The 15,363-nt window shown below is 58.7% G+C and carries 16 protein-coding genes and 2 tRNA genes; 6 read left to right on the plus strand and 12 right to left on the minus strand.

The annotated features are described in order from the left end of the window. Nucleotides 1-66 precede the first annotated feature (66 nt). The gene (locus LGH74_RS22925; RefSeq protein ID WP_226180174.1) at nucleotides 67-621 is read left to right on the plus strand and encodes a hypothetical protein; all 555 of its coding nucleotides are present in this window, start codon (nucleotides 67-69) and stop codon (nucleotides 619-621) included. On the opposite strand, the gene LGH74_RS22930 is transcribed toward LGH74_RS22925, so the two are convergent. The 5 genes from LGH74_RS22930 to LGH74_RS22950 all read right to left on the minus strand — a co-directional run bounded on the left by LGH74_RS22930 (nucleotide 622) and on the right by LGH74_RS22950 (nucleotide 4,580). Further along, nucleotides 622-1,137: a hypothetical protein gene (locus tag LGH74_RS22930; RefSeq protein WP_226180176.1), complete on the minus strand. Its 516-nt coding sequence runs from the start codon at nucleotides 1,135-1,137 to the stop codon at nucleotides 622-624. An 89-nt stretch (nucleotides 1,138-1,226) separates the two neighbouring features. Continuing rightward, entirely contained in the window at nucleotides 1,227-1,802 is a 576-nt protein-coding gene (locus LGH74_RS22935) for a 1-acyl-sn-glycerol-3-phosphate acyltransferase (RefSeq protein WP_226180178.1), read from the minus strand. A gap of 71 nt (nucleotides 1,803-1,873) precedes the next feature. Continuing rightward, complete coding sequence (locus LGH74_RS22940; RefSeq protein ID WP_226180180.1) at nucleotides 1,874-2,650, minus strand: patatin-like phospholipase family protein; 777 nt, start codon at nucleotides 2,648-2,650, stop codon at nucleotides 1,874-1,876. Nucleotides 2,651-2,665: 15 nt separating this feature from the next. Further along, entirely contained in the window at nucleotides 2,666-3,514 is an 849-nt protein-coding gene (locus LGH74_RS22945; protein ID WP_226180182.1) for an MBL fold metallo-hydrolase, read from the minus strand. Nucleotides 3,515-3,632: 118 nt separating this feature from the next. Beyond that, the gene (locus tag LGH74_RS22950) at nucleotides 3,633-4,580 is read right to left on the minus strand and encodes an acetyl-CoA carboxylase carboxyltransferase subunit alpha (protein WP_226180184.1); all 948 of its coding nucleotides are present in this window, start codon (nucleotides 4,578-4,580) and stop codon (nucleotides 3,633-3,635) included. A 278-nt stretch (nucleotides 4,581-4,858) separates the two neighbouring features. Here LGH74_RS22950 and LGH74_RS22955 point away from each other — a divergent pair. Both LGH74_RS22955 and LGH74_RS22960 read left to right on the plus strand, forming a co-directional pair. Continuing rightward, nucleotides 4,859-4,932: transfer RNA gene (locus LGH74_RS22955), tRNA-Asp, on the plus strand. Nucleotides 4,933-5,850: 918 nt separating this feature from the next. After that, nucleotides 5,851-5,924 (plus strand) — tRNA-Asp (locus LGH74_RS22960). A 266-nt stretch (nucleotides 5,925-6,190) separates the two neighbouring features. On the opposite strand, the gene LGH74_RS22965 is transcribed toward LGH74_RS22960, so the two are convergent. The 4 genes from LGH74_RS22965 to LGH74_RS22980 form a co-directional block, all read right to left on the minus strand. Next, entirely contained in the window at nucleotides 6,191-7,654 is a 1,464-nt protein-coding gene (locus LGH74_RS22965) for a GH1 family beta-glucosidase (protein WP_226180186.1), read from the minus strand. Nucleotides 7,655-7,690: 36 nt separating this feature from the next. Beyond that, nucleotides 7,691-8,701 (minus strand): glycosyltransferase family protein, encoded by a 1,011-nt coding sequence (locus tag LGH74_RS22970; protein WP_226180188.1) that lies wholly within the window; start codon nucleotides 8,699-8,701, stop codon nucleotides 7,691-7,693. Nucleotides 8,702-8,782: 81 nt separating this feature from the next. Beyond that, the gene (locus LGH74_RS22975) at nucleotides 8,783-9,652 is read right to left on the minus strand and encodes a UDP-2,3-diacylglucosamine diphosphatase (RefSeq protein WP_226180190.1); all 870 of its coding nucleotides are present in this window, start codon (nucleotides 9,650-9,652) and stop codon (nucleotides 8,783-8,785) included. After that, nucleotides 9,645-9,839, minus strand: a complete 195-nt coding sequence (locus LGH74_RS22980) for a hypothetical protein (RefSeq protein WP_226180193.1) — start codon at nucleotides 9,837-9,839, stop codon at nucleotides 9,645-9,647. Before LGH74_RS22980 ends, LGH74_RS22975 begins: the two co-directional genes overlap by 8 nt. A gap of 220 nt (nucleotides 9,840-10,059) precedes the next feature. On the opposite strand from LGH74_RS22980, the gene LGH74_RS22985 reads away from it, so the two are divergent. Further along, complete coding sequence (locus tag LGH74_RS22985) at nucleotides 10,060-10,611, plus strand: hypothetical protein (protein ID WP_226180195.1); 552 nt, start codon at nucleotides 10,060-10,062, stop codon at nucleotides 10,609-10,611. A 105-nt stretch (nucleotides 10,612-10,716) separates the two neighbouring features. On the opposite strand, the gene LGH74_RS22990 is transcribed toward LGH74_RS22985, so the two are convergent. Next, a complete protein-coding gene (locus tag LGH74_RS22990; protein ID WP_226180197.1) occupies nucleotides 10,717-11,352 on the minus strand; it encodes an NUDIX domain-containing protein in 636 nt (211 codons plus the stop codon). Between the two features lie 98 nt (nucleotides 11,353-11,450). On the opposite strand from LGH74_RS22990, the gene LGH74_RS22995 reads away from it, so the two are divergent. Continuing rightward, a complete protein-coding gene (locus LGH74_RS22995) occupies nucleotides 11,451-12,905 on the plus strand; it encodes a DEAD/DEAH box helicase (protein WP_226180199.1) in 1,455 nt (484 codons plus the stop codon). A 237-nt stretch (nucleotides 12,906-13,142) separates the two neighbouring features. Further along, the gene (locus tag LGH74_RS23000) at nucleotides 13,143-13,622 is read left to right on the plus strand and encodes a hypothetical protein (RefSeq protein WP_226180201.1); all 480 of its coding nucleotides are present in this window, start codon (nucleotides 13,143-13,145) and stop codon (nucleotides 13,620-13,622) included. A gap of 139 nt (nucleotides 13,623-13,761) precedes the next feature. Here the strand turns inward: LGH74_RS23000 and LGH74_RS23005 are convergent, their stop codons facing one another. After that, nucleotides 13,762-13,929: a hypothetical protein gene (locus LGH74_RS23005; RefSeq protein ID WP_226180203.1), complete on the minus strand. Its 168-nt coding sequence runs from the start codon at nucleotides 13,927-13,929 to the stop codon at nucleotides 13,762-13,764. Nucleotides 13,930-14,648: 719 nt separating this feature from the next. Then, nucleotides 14,649-15,251: a helix-turn-helix domain-containing protein gene (locus LGH74_RS25245; protein ID WP_226180205.1), complete on the minus strand. Its 603-nt coding sequence runs from the start codon at nucleotides 15,249-15,251 to the stop codon at nucleotides 14,649-14,651. Nucleotides 15,252-15,363: the final 112 nt, after the last annotated feature.

Here is a 15,363-nt window from a genome sequence, read left to right on the forward strand (position 1 = left end):
CTATAAAGTCTCTTTGGAGTAGGCTTCTATGCTACTAACAACAGCCGCGTTTTCCCGCCATTCTCGATGAGCTGGCACTGCTTCCGCCTGCTATGGGTGCTAGGCTTTTGCAGCGTTGCCCTTACCAGCCAAGCGCAGGAAACTACTTTCTATAGCCGGCCGCAGGCCCCGACATCCGACCCGATATTCGTACTTAATTCCACTGTTATCATCAATGGAATTGTGGCCGATTTCACTGCGGAGGACAACCAAGCAATAACTAAGATGATGGTCTACAAAGGGCCTTCCTCCCCTGGTGCCCAGGAAATTCCGTCTCACCTGCAGAACATCAGCCCGGTCGGCGTTATCGACATCACGTCGCCGAAGCGCGTCCGCAGCCAGTCGTTTCCTCAGCTCGGGCGCCAGCTTGGCCTGCGCGGTCCGCTGCGCTTTGCCATCAACGGGTACCCACTTAACCAGACGGCCGTAGCCGCCCTGCGGATTGCGCCGGGCGCTATCGGACAAATTCACATCGTGCGCCCCACCGCCGAACAGCCCGAGACAAGGGTAGATATCTGGCTGGTTCCGCCCCCGAAACCCGATTACAGCAAGTACCCGCCAGGGACTATCTTTCTTCGGTAACTACTCAAACTTTCGCTTCAGTATCTCGCTCAGAATAAACGCCTCCCGCAGCTCAGCCGGGCTGCGGAGCCGGGCATTCAGGGCCGAGCGGCGGGCAGAGTCGGCGGGCGTTGACGGCCGTGGCTGGCGCGGCTGACTGGCAGGTTCACTATGATCCATACCCGTGTTGCGCCGGGCTACCGGGGCTGCCCGTTCCAACGACACGCTCGTGGCGCGCCGCTCCTGCGACACGGGGCGGGCGGCGGGTTGCTCCTGGGTGCGGGCCGGGCGGGCTACCTCGTGGGGCAGCTGCCGGCCGCCGGGCGTGGTGGCCGGAGACGTCGGCGCGTTGCCGCGGGCGTTCTGCTGCTGCATCTGCTTGAGCAATTCGTCGAAGGAGGTGCTGGGCAGCGGCACGCGGGTAGCGGGCCGTTCCTGCTGCTCCTGGCGGGTGGTGTCGCGCATTTTCTGCACCATGCGCCACACGAAGACGGCCATTCCGAACAGAATCAGGCCGAGGGTTTGCAGTTTTTCCATAGCGACGACGGGCAGGGGCTTAACGCGGAAAAGGTACGCCTTTTCGGGACGTACCTTTTCTTTTTGGAAGCAATACCCTCATTAACGGCCTATCGAACCCCTTTTTCGGGGAAGCGGCCGGCTTTGGTGCGGTAAAACGCCTTGATTTCCTCCAGGTCTTTTTCGTAGTCGCCGGTGGGCCAGAAGGCCGGGCCCACGCCGGCTTCCTTGTTCTTGTAGTCGAGGTAGCCGAGCAGAATCGGTACGTTGGCTCCCATGGCGGCAAAGTAGAAGCCTTTTTTCCAGCGGGGCTGGTAGGCGCGGGTACCTTCGGGCGTGATGAGAATTACCAGCTCGTCGCGCTCATTAAATAGGTTGACCATGCCATCAACGAGGCTGTTGTTTTTCTGCCGGTCTACGGGCAGCGCGCCCAGGGCCAGCATCAGCTTGCCCAGCACCGGAATATCCACCCACGATTTTTTCACGGTGAAGCGCACGTCCACGTCCATCAGGTAGAAGGCCGCCCGGGCAAACATGAAGTCCCAGTTGCTGGTGTGCGGGGCGGCAATCATCATGCTTTTCGGAATGCCGGGCGGCACTGTGGAGCCTAAATGCCAGCCGGTTATCCAAAACCAGAAACGGGAAAACTGATACCAGAACGTAGAGGTCTTTCGTGCTTTTTCCATGAAAATGTAAACGACTATTGCCGGAATGGTAATAGTCAGCCGGTAAAACTAAAGAAATTTCAAGTTGGCCCCTAAGCGCTGGGTTCAGCCAAAAGGTTCCGCAGCTTCTCGGCCTGGGCCAACGTGTAGTAGTAGCCGATGTCGAAAATGGCCTGAGCCTGGCGCAAATCCGTAACGCGGTACTTGCTCAGCTCCGGCGGCTCGATGATGAACTCGCACTGGGCCAGGCGGGGCTGCACGTTCATCGAAATGGCCAGGTAGGCCGTCCGCTCCCCTATTTCGCGCAGCGTGGTCAGCGGCGGCTCCGCACTCAGCGGGTTGCAGTGCACGCCCACCACAGCTAGATTGGCCTGGGCCAGCAGCGGCTCCACGGGCAGGTTGTTCATCACGCCCCCATCCACCAGCACCTGCCCCTGCCACTCCACCGGCCGGCACACGATAGGTACCGCCGCCGCGCCCAGCAGGGGCTTAATCAGCGGCCCGCTCTGGAAATACACCGTCTGGCCGGCGGCTAAGTCGGTGGCCACGATGGTGAGCGGCGTAGTCAGGTCGGCGAAGGTGCGGGCTGGGTCCAGGTAATGGCCGTAGAGCTTCTCTACTAAGTCGAGACGTACGAGGCCCAGGTGGAACGACGGCCGCAGCAGCCGCACGAAACGGGTGTCGGTCAGGAGCCGGAAAATCTCGCGGGGCGCGAAGCCGGCCGCGTAGAAAGCCCCGGCAATAGCGCCCGAGCTGACGCCCGCAATGTGCCCGATGGGCAGTTGCAGCTCATTTAGCGCCTCCAACACACCCAAATGGGCAATACCACGCGCCGCGCCCCCCGACAGGGCTAGTCCGAGCTTCCGCATAGCTGAGGGTTAGTTTTATAGATCTTCGAGGCGCAGGGTGTCGGCCACCCGCACGCCCTTTTCGGTGTGCTGCACCGTGCAGCAGGGCACCGTAGGGTCGTGTTCGAGTACCAGCACCCAGTTTTCATCGGCGGCGCAGCGCAGCACGGCTTCCTTTTCCGTCATCGTCACTAGGGGCCGCATATCGTAGCTCATCACGTAGGGCAACGGAATGTGGCCTACCGAGGGCAGCAAATCGGCCATAAACGCCAGCGTGCGGCCTTTGTAGTCGAGCAGGGGCACCATCATCTTCTCGGTGTGACCGTCGGCCATGATAATTTCGCGAAACTGGGGCAGCTCAGCCGGTACGCCGGCCGCTGTGCCCACGAACTTCAGGTGGCCGCTTTCCTGAATCGGCAGGATGTTTTCCTTCAGAAAGCTGGCTTTTTCGCGGGGGTTGGGCGTCACGGCCCAGTCCCAGTGCGCCTCGTTGCTCCAGTAGGTGGCATTGGGAAAGGCCAGCTCCAACTGGCCGGCAGCGGTGCGCACTACCGAGCCGCCGCAGTGGTCGAAGTGCAGGTGAGTCAGAAAGACGTCGGTAATGTCGGCCGAAGTGAAGCCCAGCTTGCGCAGTGACTTTTCCAGCGTATCGTCGCCGTGCAGGTAAAAATGCCCCCGAAACTTCTCATCCTGCTTGTCGCCAATGCCATTATCGACCAGCAGCAGCCGGTTGCCGTCCTCGATGAGCAGGCAGCGCATGGCCCAGGTGCACATGTTGTTGGCATCGGGCGGGTTCAGCTTCTGCCACATCGATTTGGGCACGACGCCGAACATGGCCCCGCCATCGAGTTTAAAAAGGCCGGTATCAAGGGTATGGATTTTCATGGAATGGGAATGTGGGTGGGCGCTTAGGGTTGGGTGGGCAAGGTAGCAAGGAATAAAAAAACGTCATGCCCGGCTCCGCAGAACCCGGCATGACGTTTCCATCGAACCTGCAAAGGATTTATTCCACCACTACGCCCATGGCCGAGAACTTGTCGATGCGCTGACTGATCCGCTCGTCGGCGGGCAGGGCTTCGAGCTCGTCCAGGGTTTTAATCAGGGTTTTCTTCAGCGTGTCAATCATCTTGGCCGGGGCGGTGTGGGCGCCGCCCAGGGGCTCCTTCACGATACCGTCCACGAGCTTGGCGCTCAACATGTCGGTTGCCGTCAGCTTCAAGGCTTCGGCAGCCTGCTCCTTATAGTCCCAGGAGCGCCACAGGATGCTGGAGCACGACTCGGGCGAAATCACCGAATACCAAGTATTTTCCAGCATCAGTACCCGGTCACCGATACCGATGCCCAGCGCCCCGCCCGAGGCACCTTCGCCGATAACGACGCAGATAACAGGCACCTTCAGCATAAACATTTCCTTCAGGTTGCGGGCAATGGCTTCGCCCTGCCCCCGCTCCTCAGCTTCCTGGCCCGGAAAGGCGCCCATCGTGTCAATCAGGGTCACGACCGGCTTGTTGAACTTCTCGGCCAGCTTCATCAGGCGCAGGGCCTTGCGGTAGCCCTCGGGGTTAGCCATGCCGAAGTTGCGGTACTGCCGCTCCTTGGTGTTGCGGCCCTTCTGCTGCCCAATAAACATCACCGAGCGGCCGTCCAGGTCGGCAAAGCCGCCCACCATGGCTTTGTCGTCGCCCACGGTCCGGTCGCCGTGCAGCTCCACAAACTTGGAAGTCATGCCCTCGATATAGTCGAAGGTATAGGGCCGGTCGGGGTGGCGCGAGAGCTGCACGCGCTGCCAGCGGGTAAGGTTGGTGTAGGTTTCCTTCTTGAGGGCCTTGATTTTGGCCTCCAGGGCGGTTACGGCTTCCGATACATCTACCTGGCTGTCCAGGGCCAGTTGTTGCATTTCGCGGAGTTTGCCTTCGAGGGCAGCAATCGGTTGTTCGAAATCGAGGAGCATTGCCGGGGTGAATGCGTCAGAGTGACAAAAATGGGAATACGGCCGGGCTACCGGGGCAGCCCAAAGCAAAGCAAAGGTAATCGAAACGGTTCCATACGTGCCGCCACGCGCCGGGAATGATTTTCCAAAAAAATAATGTCGCTGAGAAACAGTCATAAAGCTCCCTCAGCCCATTTTATTTCCGGAAAAAGCGGTGCTACAGTTGTGTAATCTGAAAGGAGCATCTACTTTTGCATCACAATAACGGAAAGCACATGGCTGCCCGCTTAGCGTAAAATGGTTCGGTAGTTCAGTTGGTTAGAATGCCGCCCTGTCACGGCGGAGGTCGCGGGTTCGAGTCCCGTCCGGACCGCAAAAGGCCCCTAAATCGCACGATTTAGGGGCCTTTTCGGTTTTAGCCCGTTCTGACGCCAACACCTGTTGCACAGCTCCAGCAGTGGTAGCTTGCCAAGTATCGACTGCAAGTACTGAGTGCTTACTTTTTAGGGCAATGATGGCGTCATTCAGTCAAAGCCTTATTGTCTGGCTTTAGTATGGCCTCTATCTTCCCCTTCACCCGCCTAGCCAGCCGCTGGGACTGTATTCGGAGGTGATGCTTTTTCCTCATATACAGTAGATATATTCCGTCGCCCAGGCAAAGTAATAAGGCAATAACAGTCCCCTGTAACATAACTGAACGATTAGAAAGTGTGAGTTCATCAGGGGCTGTGCCCCTTGCTGGTCAAGCGTCAGAAAGAACGCTCCGATAAGGAGACATAAGGTTACGATGAGCAACCACCCTACTTTATAGTAATTCCGGCCAAGTCTGTGGATGAGGCGTCTCAAAATGACAGCGTTAGAAGTCAGGAGGTAAATAGATTTTGAATATAATGAAATTATTTTAATTTTATTTTTAAATATTTTTATATAAATAATAGCGTTCCGTGTTATTTTTCTTGGCTTACCTGCCCACCCGGCAAATGAATTGTTAGACAGTTAAGCCATGGACGCCCGAGTCACCTTAAAGAAACAGGTACCCAGAAAAGGGTTCTACTCCTGACACTGTTCAACCAGCAATATCGTTGCCCTGCCTTGCCGCTTCCCAACCCATCTGGGCCTTGGGGTAACCGCTCACCAAAGAGCGCTAAAATTAATGTTGCTTGAAATCAGCGACAAACGAACTATAGCGCATTTTTTTCCTCGAAAACATAGCGCCGCTGTTGTGTAATCTAAAAAGGCGTTCTACTTTTGCACCACTTCAACGGAAAGCAGCTGGCTTTCCGGAAGAAATGGTTCGGTAGTTCAGTTGGTTAGAATGCCGCCCTGTCACGGCGGAGGTCGCGGGTTCGAGTCCCGTCCGGACCGCAAAAGGCCCCTAAATCGCACGATTTAGGGGCCTTTTCGGTTTTACAGCTTTCTACAACCCGCTTACTCATTTCCCGCGCTTACTAACGATAAAGCTCAGAAGCAGGCCTGGTAGCCACCAGAACGGGGCTTTGATTATGGCACAACTGAGCTTTGCCCAGCGAATCACGAGTCTGGTAGTAGACTAGGTACAGGCCCAGAGCTAGGCCGGCATTTCTCACCCGACGAGCTTGGCGCAGCTGCTGAGGCCGGGGCAATAGCCATTGCTATGATTGGTGCTCTATCTTTTCCTGGCTTGCCAAAGATTCTTGCCGCACCCCTGTGCCTACCCCACCAGTCAGAAAATCCCGGTACCACCAACCCGAGTCCTTCACCGTCCGCGTCTGCGTTTGGAAGTCGATACCGACCAGACCGAAGCGGGGCTCATAGCCTTCCGCCCACTCGAAGTTATCGGTAAAAGACCACGCAAAATAGCCATCTACGGCTATTCCCTCCCGCTTGGCCCGCAGTACCTGCCCAATGCAAGCCCGCAGAAAAGCCTGCCGTTGGGGGTCAGCAATTCGGCCCTGCGTCGGCGTCGCATCCGGGAAGGCGGCGCCGTTTTCAGTTACCAGCAGGCGGGGCACATTGGGGTAGGCCGCAAATTGCTTCAGCATGTGGTACAAGCTCTCGGGGTACACCTCCCACCCCATTTGGGTATAGGGCATACCGCGTTGCCGGGCTCCCACCAGCGTGGCCCAGGCCAGCGGTACGAAGGGCGAGTAGCGCACTACTTCGCGGGTGTAGTTCTGCACGCCCAGAAAGTCGAAAGCAAACGGCAGTCTGTTCTCGTCGCCGGGCTGGATGTAGCGGTCCAGCCAATTGAGTACGGGCAAATCGGCGGTGGGGTAGCCCAGACCCAGCGCGGGCTCCACAAATAGCCGGTTGAGCAGCGCGTTGGCCCGGCGCGTGGCCCGCACGTCGCGCGGTGCGGCGGGCCGCCACGGCGTGAGGTAGGAACACGAAAAGGTAGTGCCGATCTGAGCGGCGGCGGGCAGAACCGCCCGCAAGGCCCTCCCACCCTCGGCCTGGGCCAGCGCCGCGTGGTGAATAGCAGCCAGAAAGCCGCCCAGCTGCCGCTGTCCCGGGGCATGCAAGCCCAGCAGCTGCCCGGCCCCCACAAACACCATCGGCTCGTTGAGCACCATCCAGTGGGCCACCCGGTCGCCGAGGCGGGCTGCCACCCGCTGGGCATAGTCGCCGAACCAGCCCACCACGTCGCGGTTGGCCCAACCACCGCGGCGCTGCAGGGCGGCCGGCAAATCCCAGTGGTAGAGCGTGAGCCAGGGCGTGATGCCCCGGGCTAGGCAGCCATCCACGAGCCGGTCGTAGAAGTCGAGGCCGGCGGCGTTTACCGGGCCGATACCCAAGGGCTGCACCCGCGACCAGGCCACGGAAAAGCGGAAATCCGGCACGCCCAGCTGTTGCAGCAAGTCCAGATCCTGGGGCCAGCGATGGTAAAAGTCGCAGGCAATATCGGCCGTTTCGCGGCGGCGAATCTTGCCGGATCGGTGCACAAACTCGTCCCAGATGCTGGGCCCTTTGCCATCCACGTTCCAGGCCCCTTCGGTCTGGTAGGCCGCCGCCGACACGCCCCAGCGGAAATCAGGGCCAAAATCGGCGCGGGAAAAGACGGCGGGCGTGGTAGCAGGGAAAAAGGCAGCGGGCAAGGCCGCAGGTATATCGGGCATAAGGCAATAACGGATTGGAAGCGGCAACGGCCGACACTAACGCGCCGGCACGGGCAGGTGGTCGAGCAGCATCTTGTCGACGACGGCGGCGGTTTCGTCGGGGTAGTGTACAGGCACCGTCCGGCCCTGCCACAGCCACTGATCAAGCCCGGCCAGGTGCTTGTCTTTCAGGCTTTTTACCACCGGCACACCCAGTCGCGCCAGTGCCGCCGCGTTGCAGGCCTGCTCGTACTGGTTTTTCATGGGTATTACCAGCAGCTTTTTGCCCAGATACAGCGCCTCGGCCGGGGTTTCGAAGCCGGCCCCGCACAGCACGCCCGCGCTACGGGCCAGGCTGTCGGTAAAGGCAGCCCCGCTCACGGGCCGCACCCGCACGTTGCCGTGCTCCGACTCCTGGGTACTGTGCTTGGAAAACACCTCCCAGCGGGTAGCGGCGCTCAAGTAGCGTAGGCGCTTTACCAGCGTGGCTTCGTCGAAAGCGGGCAGATACACGGTGTAGTGGCCATCGTTGCGGGCGGCCAAATCCCGCACCTGCCGCCGAATAACGGGCGTGTGAATACTGGGCTCGTACCGGTCGAAATGAAAGCCGTAGTGTGCCGTGCTGGGCGCGTAGTGCCGTAGCACGGCCCGCCCAATCAGGTCTTCCCGGGTGGGGCGGGGCGCGTAGTCGCTTAGCACCGCGCTCTGGTGGCTCAGGGCCACGCAGGGCACCTTGCGCAGCTGGCAGGCCCAGGCCGACACCGGCTCAAAGTCACTGATTACTAAATCGTAGCCCTCTACCGGCAGCTGCCGTATTTCGCGCAGAAAGGCGGCCGAGTTGAGCTGCCAGAAGGTTTTCACGAAGTTGACCCCACCTTTTTTGCCGAAGATAAAGCCCATACCCTGGCAACGGTAGCGCACCGCAAACGGCAGCGAAAGGTCGGCGGGCGGGCCGCTGAGCAGCACATCCAGGCGGCTGGCCCGCTGCTGCAACAGCGGCACGATATCGAGGGCGCGGCTCAGGTGACCGTTGCCGGTACCCTGAATGGCGTAAAGAATGCGGGGCATTTAGGTTGCTGAGGGTTAAAAAATATTGCAGAGAGGTGCCAGAGCCGCCCGCTTGCCCGGTGGCTCTGGTCCCGCTCTGCCCTACTGCCGTAGCTGAAACTCGGCCAGCAGGTCGTTGAGCAGCGTGGCCACGGGTGCGTCGGCGGCCTGGTCGGCAGCATCGGCGGCGGCGGGCTGCTCCATGGCGGCATCTTGGGCGTAGCGGTAGAGCTGCCAGCCGGTGGCGGCCGAATACTCCAGCGCCGTCAGGTTTTCGACCCAGTCGCCGGAATTCAGGTAGGTTACTTCGCCACGGGCCGTGCGCAGAGTTTTTATTTCGGGCTGATGAATGTGCCCGCACACCACATAGCGGTAGCCCGCCTCCACGGCCAGGCCAGCGGCGGTTTGCTCGAAGTTGCTAACCAGGTTCACGGCCCCTTTCACCCGGTCCTTCACGGCTTTCGACAGGGCCACGCGGGGCCGGCCGAGCTTGTGCAGCCCGAAATTCACCACCCGGTTCAGCACAATCAGCAAGTCGTAGCCGTGGGCCCCGAGCCGGGCCAGCCAGCGGGAGTGTTGCATGGTCACGTCGAATACGTCGCCGTGAAAAAACCAGGCTTTGCCCTCGGACAGCTCCAGCACCAGCTTGTTGTCGATGCGCAGATTGCCCAGGCGGGTGCCGGCAAACTTGCGCAGCAGCTCGTCGTGGTTGCCGGTCAGGTAATGAATACGGGTGCCTTTGGCGGCCAGCCCGGCCAGGTGGCGCACCACGCGCATGTGGGCGGCGGGCCAGTAGTTTTTGCTGAATTGCCAGATGTCGACAACGTCGCCGTTGAGCACCAGCACCTTGGGCCGGATGCTTTTCAGGTAGCGCAGCAGCTCGGCAGCGTGGCAGCCGTAGGTGCCCAGGTGCACATCGGAAATTACCGCCACTTCGACCTTGCGCCGGCGCGGGCGTGGCAGCTCACGCATGGCGGGGCACCACTAGCCGCGGCGTGGCCCGGACCGACTCCAACTCCGGCTTTTTGCGGCGGAAAGCCGACGAGAGTCCGGCCGCCGAGTGCAGCAGGAACGCCAGCACCAGGGCCAGCTGAAACAGCGCGTAGGCCAGCCACCGCACCAAAAGGTGCCCAGCCGGAACAGTAAGGGGAGCGTGCATAATTGTCAAGCGTTGACCCGGCCCAAAGGTCCGGCGCTACTATGACGCCTGCATTATCCGGGCGTTAAGCCTGCGTCATGCTTTGGTTGGGCCCCATAATGCGGGTGTGCGCCGTTCCGGTACGGGGTTTGAACGAAGGCGGCGCGGCTGCTGTCTGACTCTTGCGTACCTTTGCCCAGTAGGAGCCTGCCCGCTTCCCGATTTTCCCTTTAGTTGCTTGATGAAAAAGCTTTTCCTCCTTATATCCCTCTTCTCTTCGCTGGCCGCTTCGGCCCAGATGGTGACGCCCGAGCGCAAACGCTACATGCGTCCCAAGAAGGACGAAGAATGCGCCCTGGTGCTGAACGTGACCAAAAACACCGACGAGGATTCCCAGAAAGATGCCTCGATGACGCGGGTGGCCTACCGCCCCTACGCCGAGTTGGTTACTGCCTTGGGCGCCATGCGCGAAATGAACCGCTGGGCCGACAGCACCTACCAGCGCCGCTTCAACAGCCTGCCGCCCGGTGGCGAATTGCAGGTAACCATGTACCGCCGCGGCGCCCAGAATGCCGACCCCTCGGCCCTGTCGCTCTCGGCCAAGACCAAGGACGGCAAGGAAGTATTCACCCAAACCTTGACGGCCGGCACCGGCCGCTTCTGGAATCAGGACCAGTACAAGAGTGAGCGGGTTATACCATTTGTGAAAATGGACGCTCCGCAGCCCCTGACGCTGATCATCACCGATGCCAAGCTGAAGCAGGACTTCGAGTACGTTATCAACGTCCAGTAAGCTCTAAAAATGCCCAAACAGAAAGCCGGCTGAGGTTTTACACCTCAGCCGGCTTTCTGTTATCCGGTTTCTACAAATGGTAAAACCGGTTTGCTTGCGCACTTTCTATTGTAGCTGAGCCCACTGCACAGCTATAATTGTTTTGGCATCCTGCCAGGGTTCCTCCACCATATCCTGCCGGCTCAGAAACACCAGCTCGATGTTCTCGTCCTCGTCGATGGCCCCGCCCCCGGCCCCGCTTTGGTGGCTTACCTCGGCGTAGTAGAGCCAGAGCTGCTCGGCACTGCCGCCGGGCGAGGAATAGAAGTTGGTGATGGGCGTGAGCCGGTCGACATCGTAGCCCAGTTCCTCGTGAATCTCGCGGCGCATAGCATCTTCCGGACTTTCGCCTTCTTTGTCGAGCATACCGGCCGGAATTTCCAGCAGCTCGGTTTCGGAGCCAATGCGAAACTGCCGCACAAACACGTAGCGCTGCTTTTGAGTATCGAATACCAGCGCGGCTACGGCCGAGCCGGGCTCAAACCGCTCCCGCTTGAGCTGCTTGCCGCCGTGCTGCACCAGCAGTTGCGTAAGTTTGTAGTGACCATCGTAAAGAATTTTGCGGTCGGTGATGTTCATAGGGTAGTCGGGGTTAGTGGCGGTGTAGCCAACCGGTGCGTATACCTGCTGCCCGGCGGCCTGGATTCTACGGTTTTGGCTGTTTTCGGCTGTATCGAAATCAAGGTTTCTATTTTTTGTCAAATTAATACGCTTTTCCCGCAGCCTGCTTTTTTAGAAAAAGGCTGCACCGGCCGTTTCAAGTTGTGCCGCGGCCTTTCTTCTTTTCCATTTCCTTTCTGATGACGTTCGACGAACTCAATCTTGTTCCGCCAATCCTGCGTGCCCTGCACGAGGAAGGCTACACTACCCCCACTCCCATCCAGCAGCAAGCCATTCCGCACGTGCTCGATGGCCGCGACCTGTTGGGGGTTGCCCAAACCGGCACCGGCAAAACCGCCGCTTTCACCGTTCCCATTCTCCAGATTCTGAGCCAGACGGCCAAGCTGGAAAACCATTCGCACTCCCGCATCCGCTGCATGGTGCTTACGCCCACCCGCGAGCTGGCCATCCAGATCGGGGAAAGCTTCGCCGCCTACGGCCGGCACCTGCCCCTGCGCCACACCGTTATCTTCGGTGGCGTGGGCCAGACGCCCCAAACCAATGCCCTGCGCCGGGGCGTGGAGGTGCTCATTGCCACGCCCGGCCGCCTGCTCGATTTGATGAACCAGGGCTTCGTGGACCTGCGCCACATCGAAGTATTTGTCCTCGATGAAGCCGACCGGATGCTCGACATGGGCTTCATCAACGACATCAAGCGGATTCTGCCCAAGCTGCCGGCTTCGCGCCAGACGCTGTTTTTCTCGGCTACTATGCCCGGCGCCATTCAGGAGCTGGCCGGCTCCATCCTGAAGCCGAACCCGGTGAAGGTGGCCGTTACGCCCGTTTCCAGCACCGCCGACACCATTACCCAATCGGTGTATATGGTGCCCAAAAATGACAAGCCCGAGCTGCTGGAGCACATTCTGCAGGATAAGGCCATCAAGCGCGTGCTCGTGTTTACCCGCACCAAGCACGGGGCCGATAAAGTGGTAAAAACCCTGGCTAAGGCCAACATTCCGGCCGAAGCCATTCATGGCAACAAGTCGCAGAACCACCGCCAGCGGGCTTTGTCCAACTTCAAGGCCGGCAGCACCCGCGTGCTGGTCGCCACCGATATTGCCGCCCGCGGCATTGATGTGGACGAGCTGACCCACGTAATCAACTACGAGGTGCCCAACGAGCCCGAAACCTACGTGCACCGCATCGGCCGCACCGGCCGCGCCGGCGCCGACGGTAAGGCCCTCACCTTCTGCGACGAGGAAGAGCGCGCCTATCTGCAAGATATTCAGAAGCTGATTCGCCGCCAGATTCCGGTGGTTTCCGACCATCCGTACTTCAGCGTGTTCGTAGTACCCGTGCCCCTCAGCGGCGGTCCGGCCATTCAGCGCCCCAAAGGCCCCGCTGGCCGGGCTCCCCGCCAAGGTGGCGGCGGACGCGGCGGCGAGGCTCGTCCGCCACGGGCAGCGGGCTCCGGCCAGGGTGCCGGGCGGGCAGCCGGCAGCTCTTCGGGACGCGGCGAGGCCCGGCCAGCCGCTTCGGGCGGCGTACGCTCCACTTCGGCTAATGCCAACCGCCCAGCGGGTGAGCGGCCCGCTGGCAGCGTCAATGGCGGCGGCCAGCGGCGGCGTTTCCGTGGCAACGGCAGCGGCCGGTAACAGCTACCGGCCGCAATAGCCACAATACTTCAAAGCAGCTGTCCGGACTCAGGGTTCGGGCAGCTGTTTTTTTATGGCCTTATACAGTGAGAATAACACCCAAGATGTCCTACCGGCAGCACCGGTACGAGAGTAGCGTTCAGGGTATCCGCAGTCTTTGAAACAAAAAATACTGGTTACGGCTTATTGAGATTCAAGCTGTTATTCTTACGTACTCAGTCCGCAATTTCTTCTGCCATGGCCCACAGCACTTTTCCCGTCATCCAGGCTCTGCGCGACACTGCCCAGCGCTTGGCTACCCAGGCTCCGTACCAGTGGGGCCATATGGGTAGCTGCAACTGCGGCCACCTGGCCCAGACCGTCACCCACCTAACCAAAGCCGAAATCCACAGCCGCGCCATGCAGCGCTACGGCGACTGGGAGCGGCAGCTACTCGACTATTGCCCCACCAGCGGCCTGCCCATTGATGAGACGATAGATGAAATGCTGGCCTTAGGCTTTACCCGCGCCGATTTGTCCCACCTGGAACGCCTTTCCGACCCGGCTATCCGGGCAGCCATACCGTTTGAGCGCCGCAACGCCATGCGCCACAACCAGCGCGACGACGTGGTACTCTACCTGCAAATCTGGGCTCAGCTTCTGGAAGCTCAACTGCTAAGCACTATTCAGCTACCGCTGGAAATAACATTCCCAGCGGAGCTGGTAGCGGCTCGTTGATTTCTTGGTAATTCGTTACCTGATTTCTGCTACGAATTACCCTAAATGCCAAAGCCCCGCCGACTCACGTCAGGCGGGGCTTTTTTTATAACATCGGGCAATCTTCAGTGTAGCTGGCTACCGCTTCCAGGGTTGGGAGCTATTGTGCGTTGCTACGCTGGGCCTCACGATAGAGTTCGGTACGGTGGCCACGCTTGTAGGCAGCATCAGCGTTAGGGTCTTTCTCCGGGTCTGGAGCTTGCTCACAGGACGAGAGGAACGACGAGGCACAGACGGCGAACAGGAAGAGCAGACGGGACTTTTTCATAGCCCAAAGGTAAGCACCGCCTCCAAAACAGCCAAGCATTCTGCTGCATCTCTTCCGGTCATTTTGCGGGTAAGGGATTCACACTCCTACAGCACAAATGTAATAAGCATAATCTAATAGTATCTATAGACTTAGCGCATACTCCAAAAATTACATTTGAAAACAAGTGTAGATATTGGCAAATTAAACTCTTCGTCCGAATAAGGCTCACTAAGCGCCCGTTATTGAATGATCTACCGTCTGTACAGCGGCAGCAGGCTCGATTCTGCTCAAGCTAAATTTGTTAGCCGGTACAGCGAGAAACACTATTGGCTTATTCCATCCTCAGACAGTGACAAGCCGCTTAGCAAATTTCAGGGCCTGAATCAGGTAGTAAAGCAGTTGCAACGGCGACCATTACAATTCCACTAATTTGAGATAAAACCTCAAACACTATGTGTGCTCAAATAGAAAATCACTGCTTTATCTAACAAATAGCAAGTTATTGAAAATAAGTATGTTATTAATGTCAATAACAAATATGTTAGCATTGAATCAAGCTGCAAATTAGTATAACTATTCAATCACCTGAAGCTCAGCAAAACAGTTATAAAAGACCTTGCTGTTCTAACAGGCACCGCGTGAGTAAAAAGCTTGTGATGACAGTCTGCCAAATTGCACTTACGATTTTATGGCACACCGGCAGTAGCTATAGAATGCTTGGCTACCTCCTCCTAGAGTTATTCCGGTTGATAGTCGCTAAAGGTACCATCCTGGTAAAAGATGACGATGCGCCTGATCTTCTTGCCTGGCGCCGCCAGGGCTGCTAGAGGCAGAGAACTGGGCATGGCGGCAGCATCCTGCCCAAGTGCCGGCCTTTCTTTGGCAGTCGGCGGGCTTGATATAGGCGGAATGACTGTTGTGGCCTGTTCCGCGGCAGTAGTGCTGACGGAGGCCTCAGTTAGGGGCAACGGCTCTACCGCTGGCACAGGCTCACTCTCGGTAGCGGGAGCAATAGCCGGGGCTTTCGCAGGCACCGTACGAATTCGTTTTATCGGTGCCTCTACTGCCTCGGGACCTGTAGTTGGCTGGGTGGGTGCTGTAGTTGGCAAAGCGCCGGTAGCAGCTACGGCAGCGGCCAGCATGGGCTCGATACCACTTAGCAACCATGGTAACGACAGATCCGGGAAAGCGCCGATGATTTTCTGCACTACCTCCAGGCTTGGCTTATTGCGCCCACTCAGAATATGGCTTACTATCGGCCGCGCTACTCCAATAGCATCAGCAAACTGAGTGGGCGTCAATTGCCGGCTCTGCAACAGAATTCTGATACGCTCAACCATAGCTAATATTGGACTGGATTTACAAATGTACACCTTGACACGAGGAAATCCACTTCAACTTACTATCATTACAATTGTAACAATAAGTTAAGCCTGATTTATGCCGGGGTAC

It is taken from the genome of Hymenobacter lucidus, assembly GCF_020447265.1.
Taxonomy (GTDB): Bacteria; Bacteroidota; Bacteroidia; order Cytophagales; family Hymenobacteraceae; genus Hymenobacter; species Hymenobacter lucidus.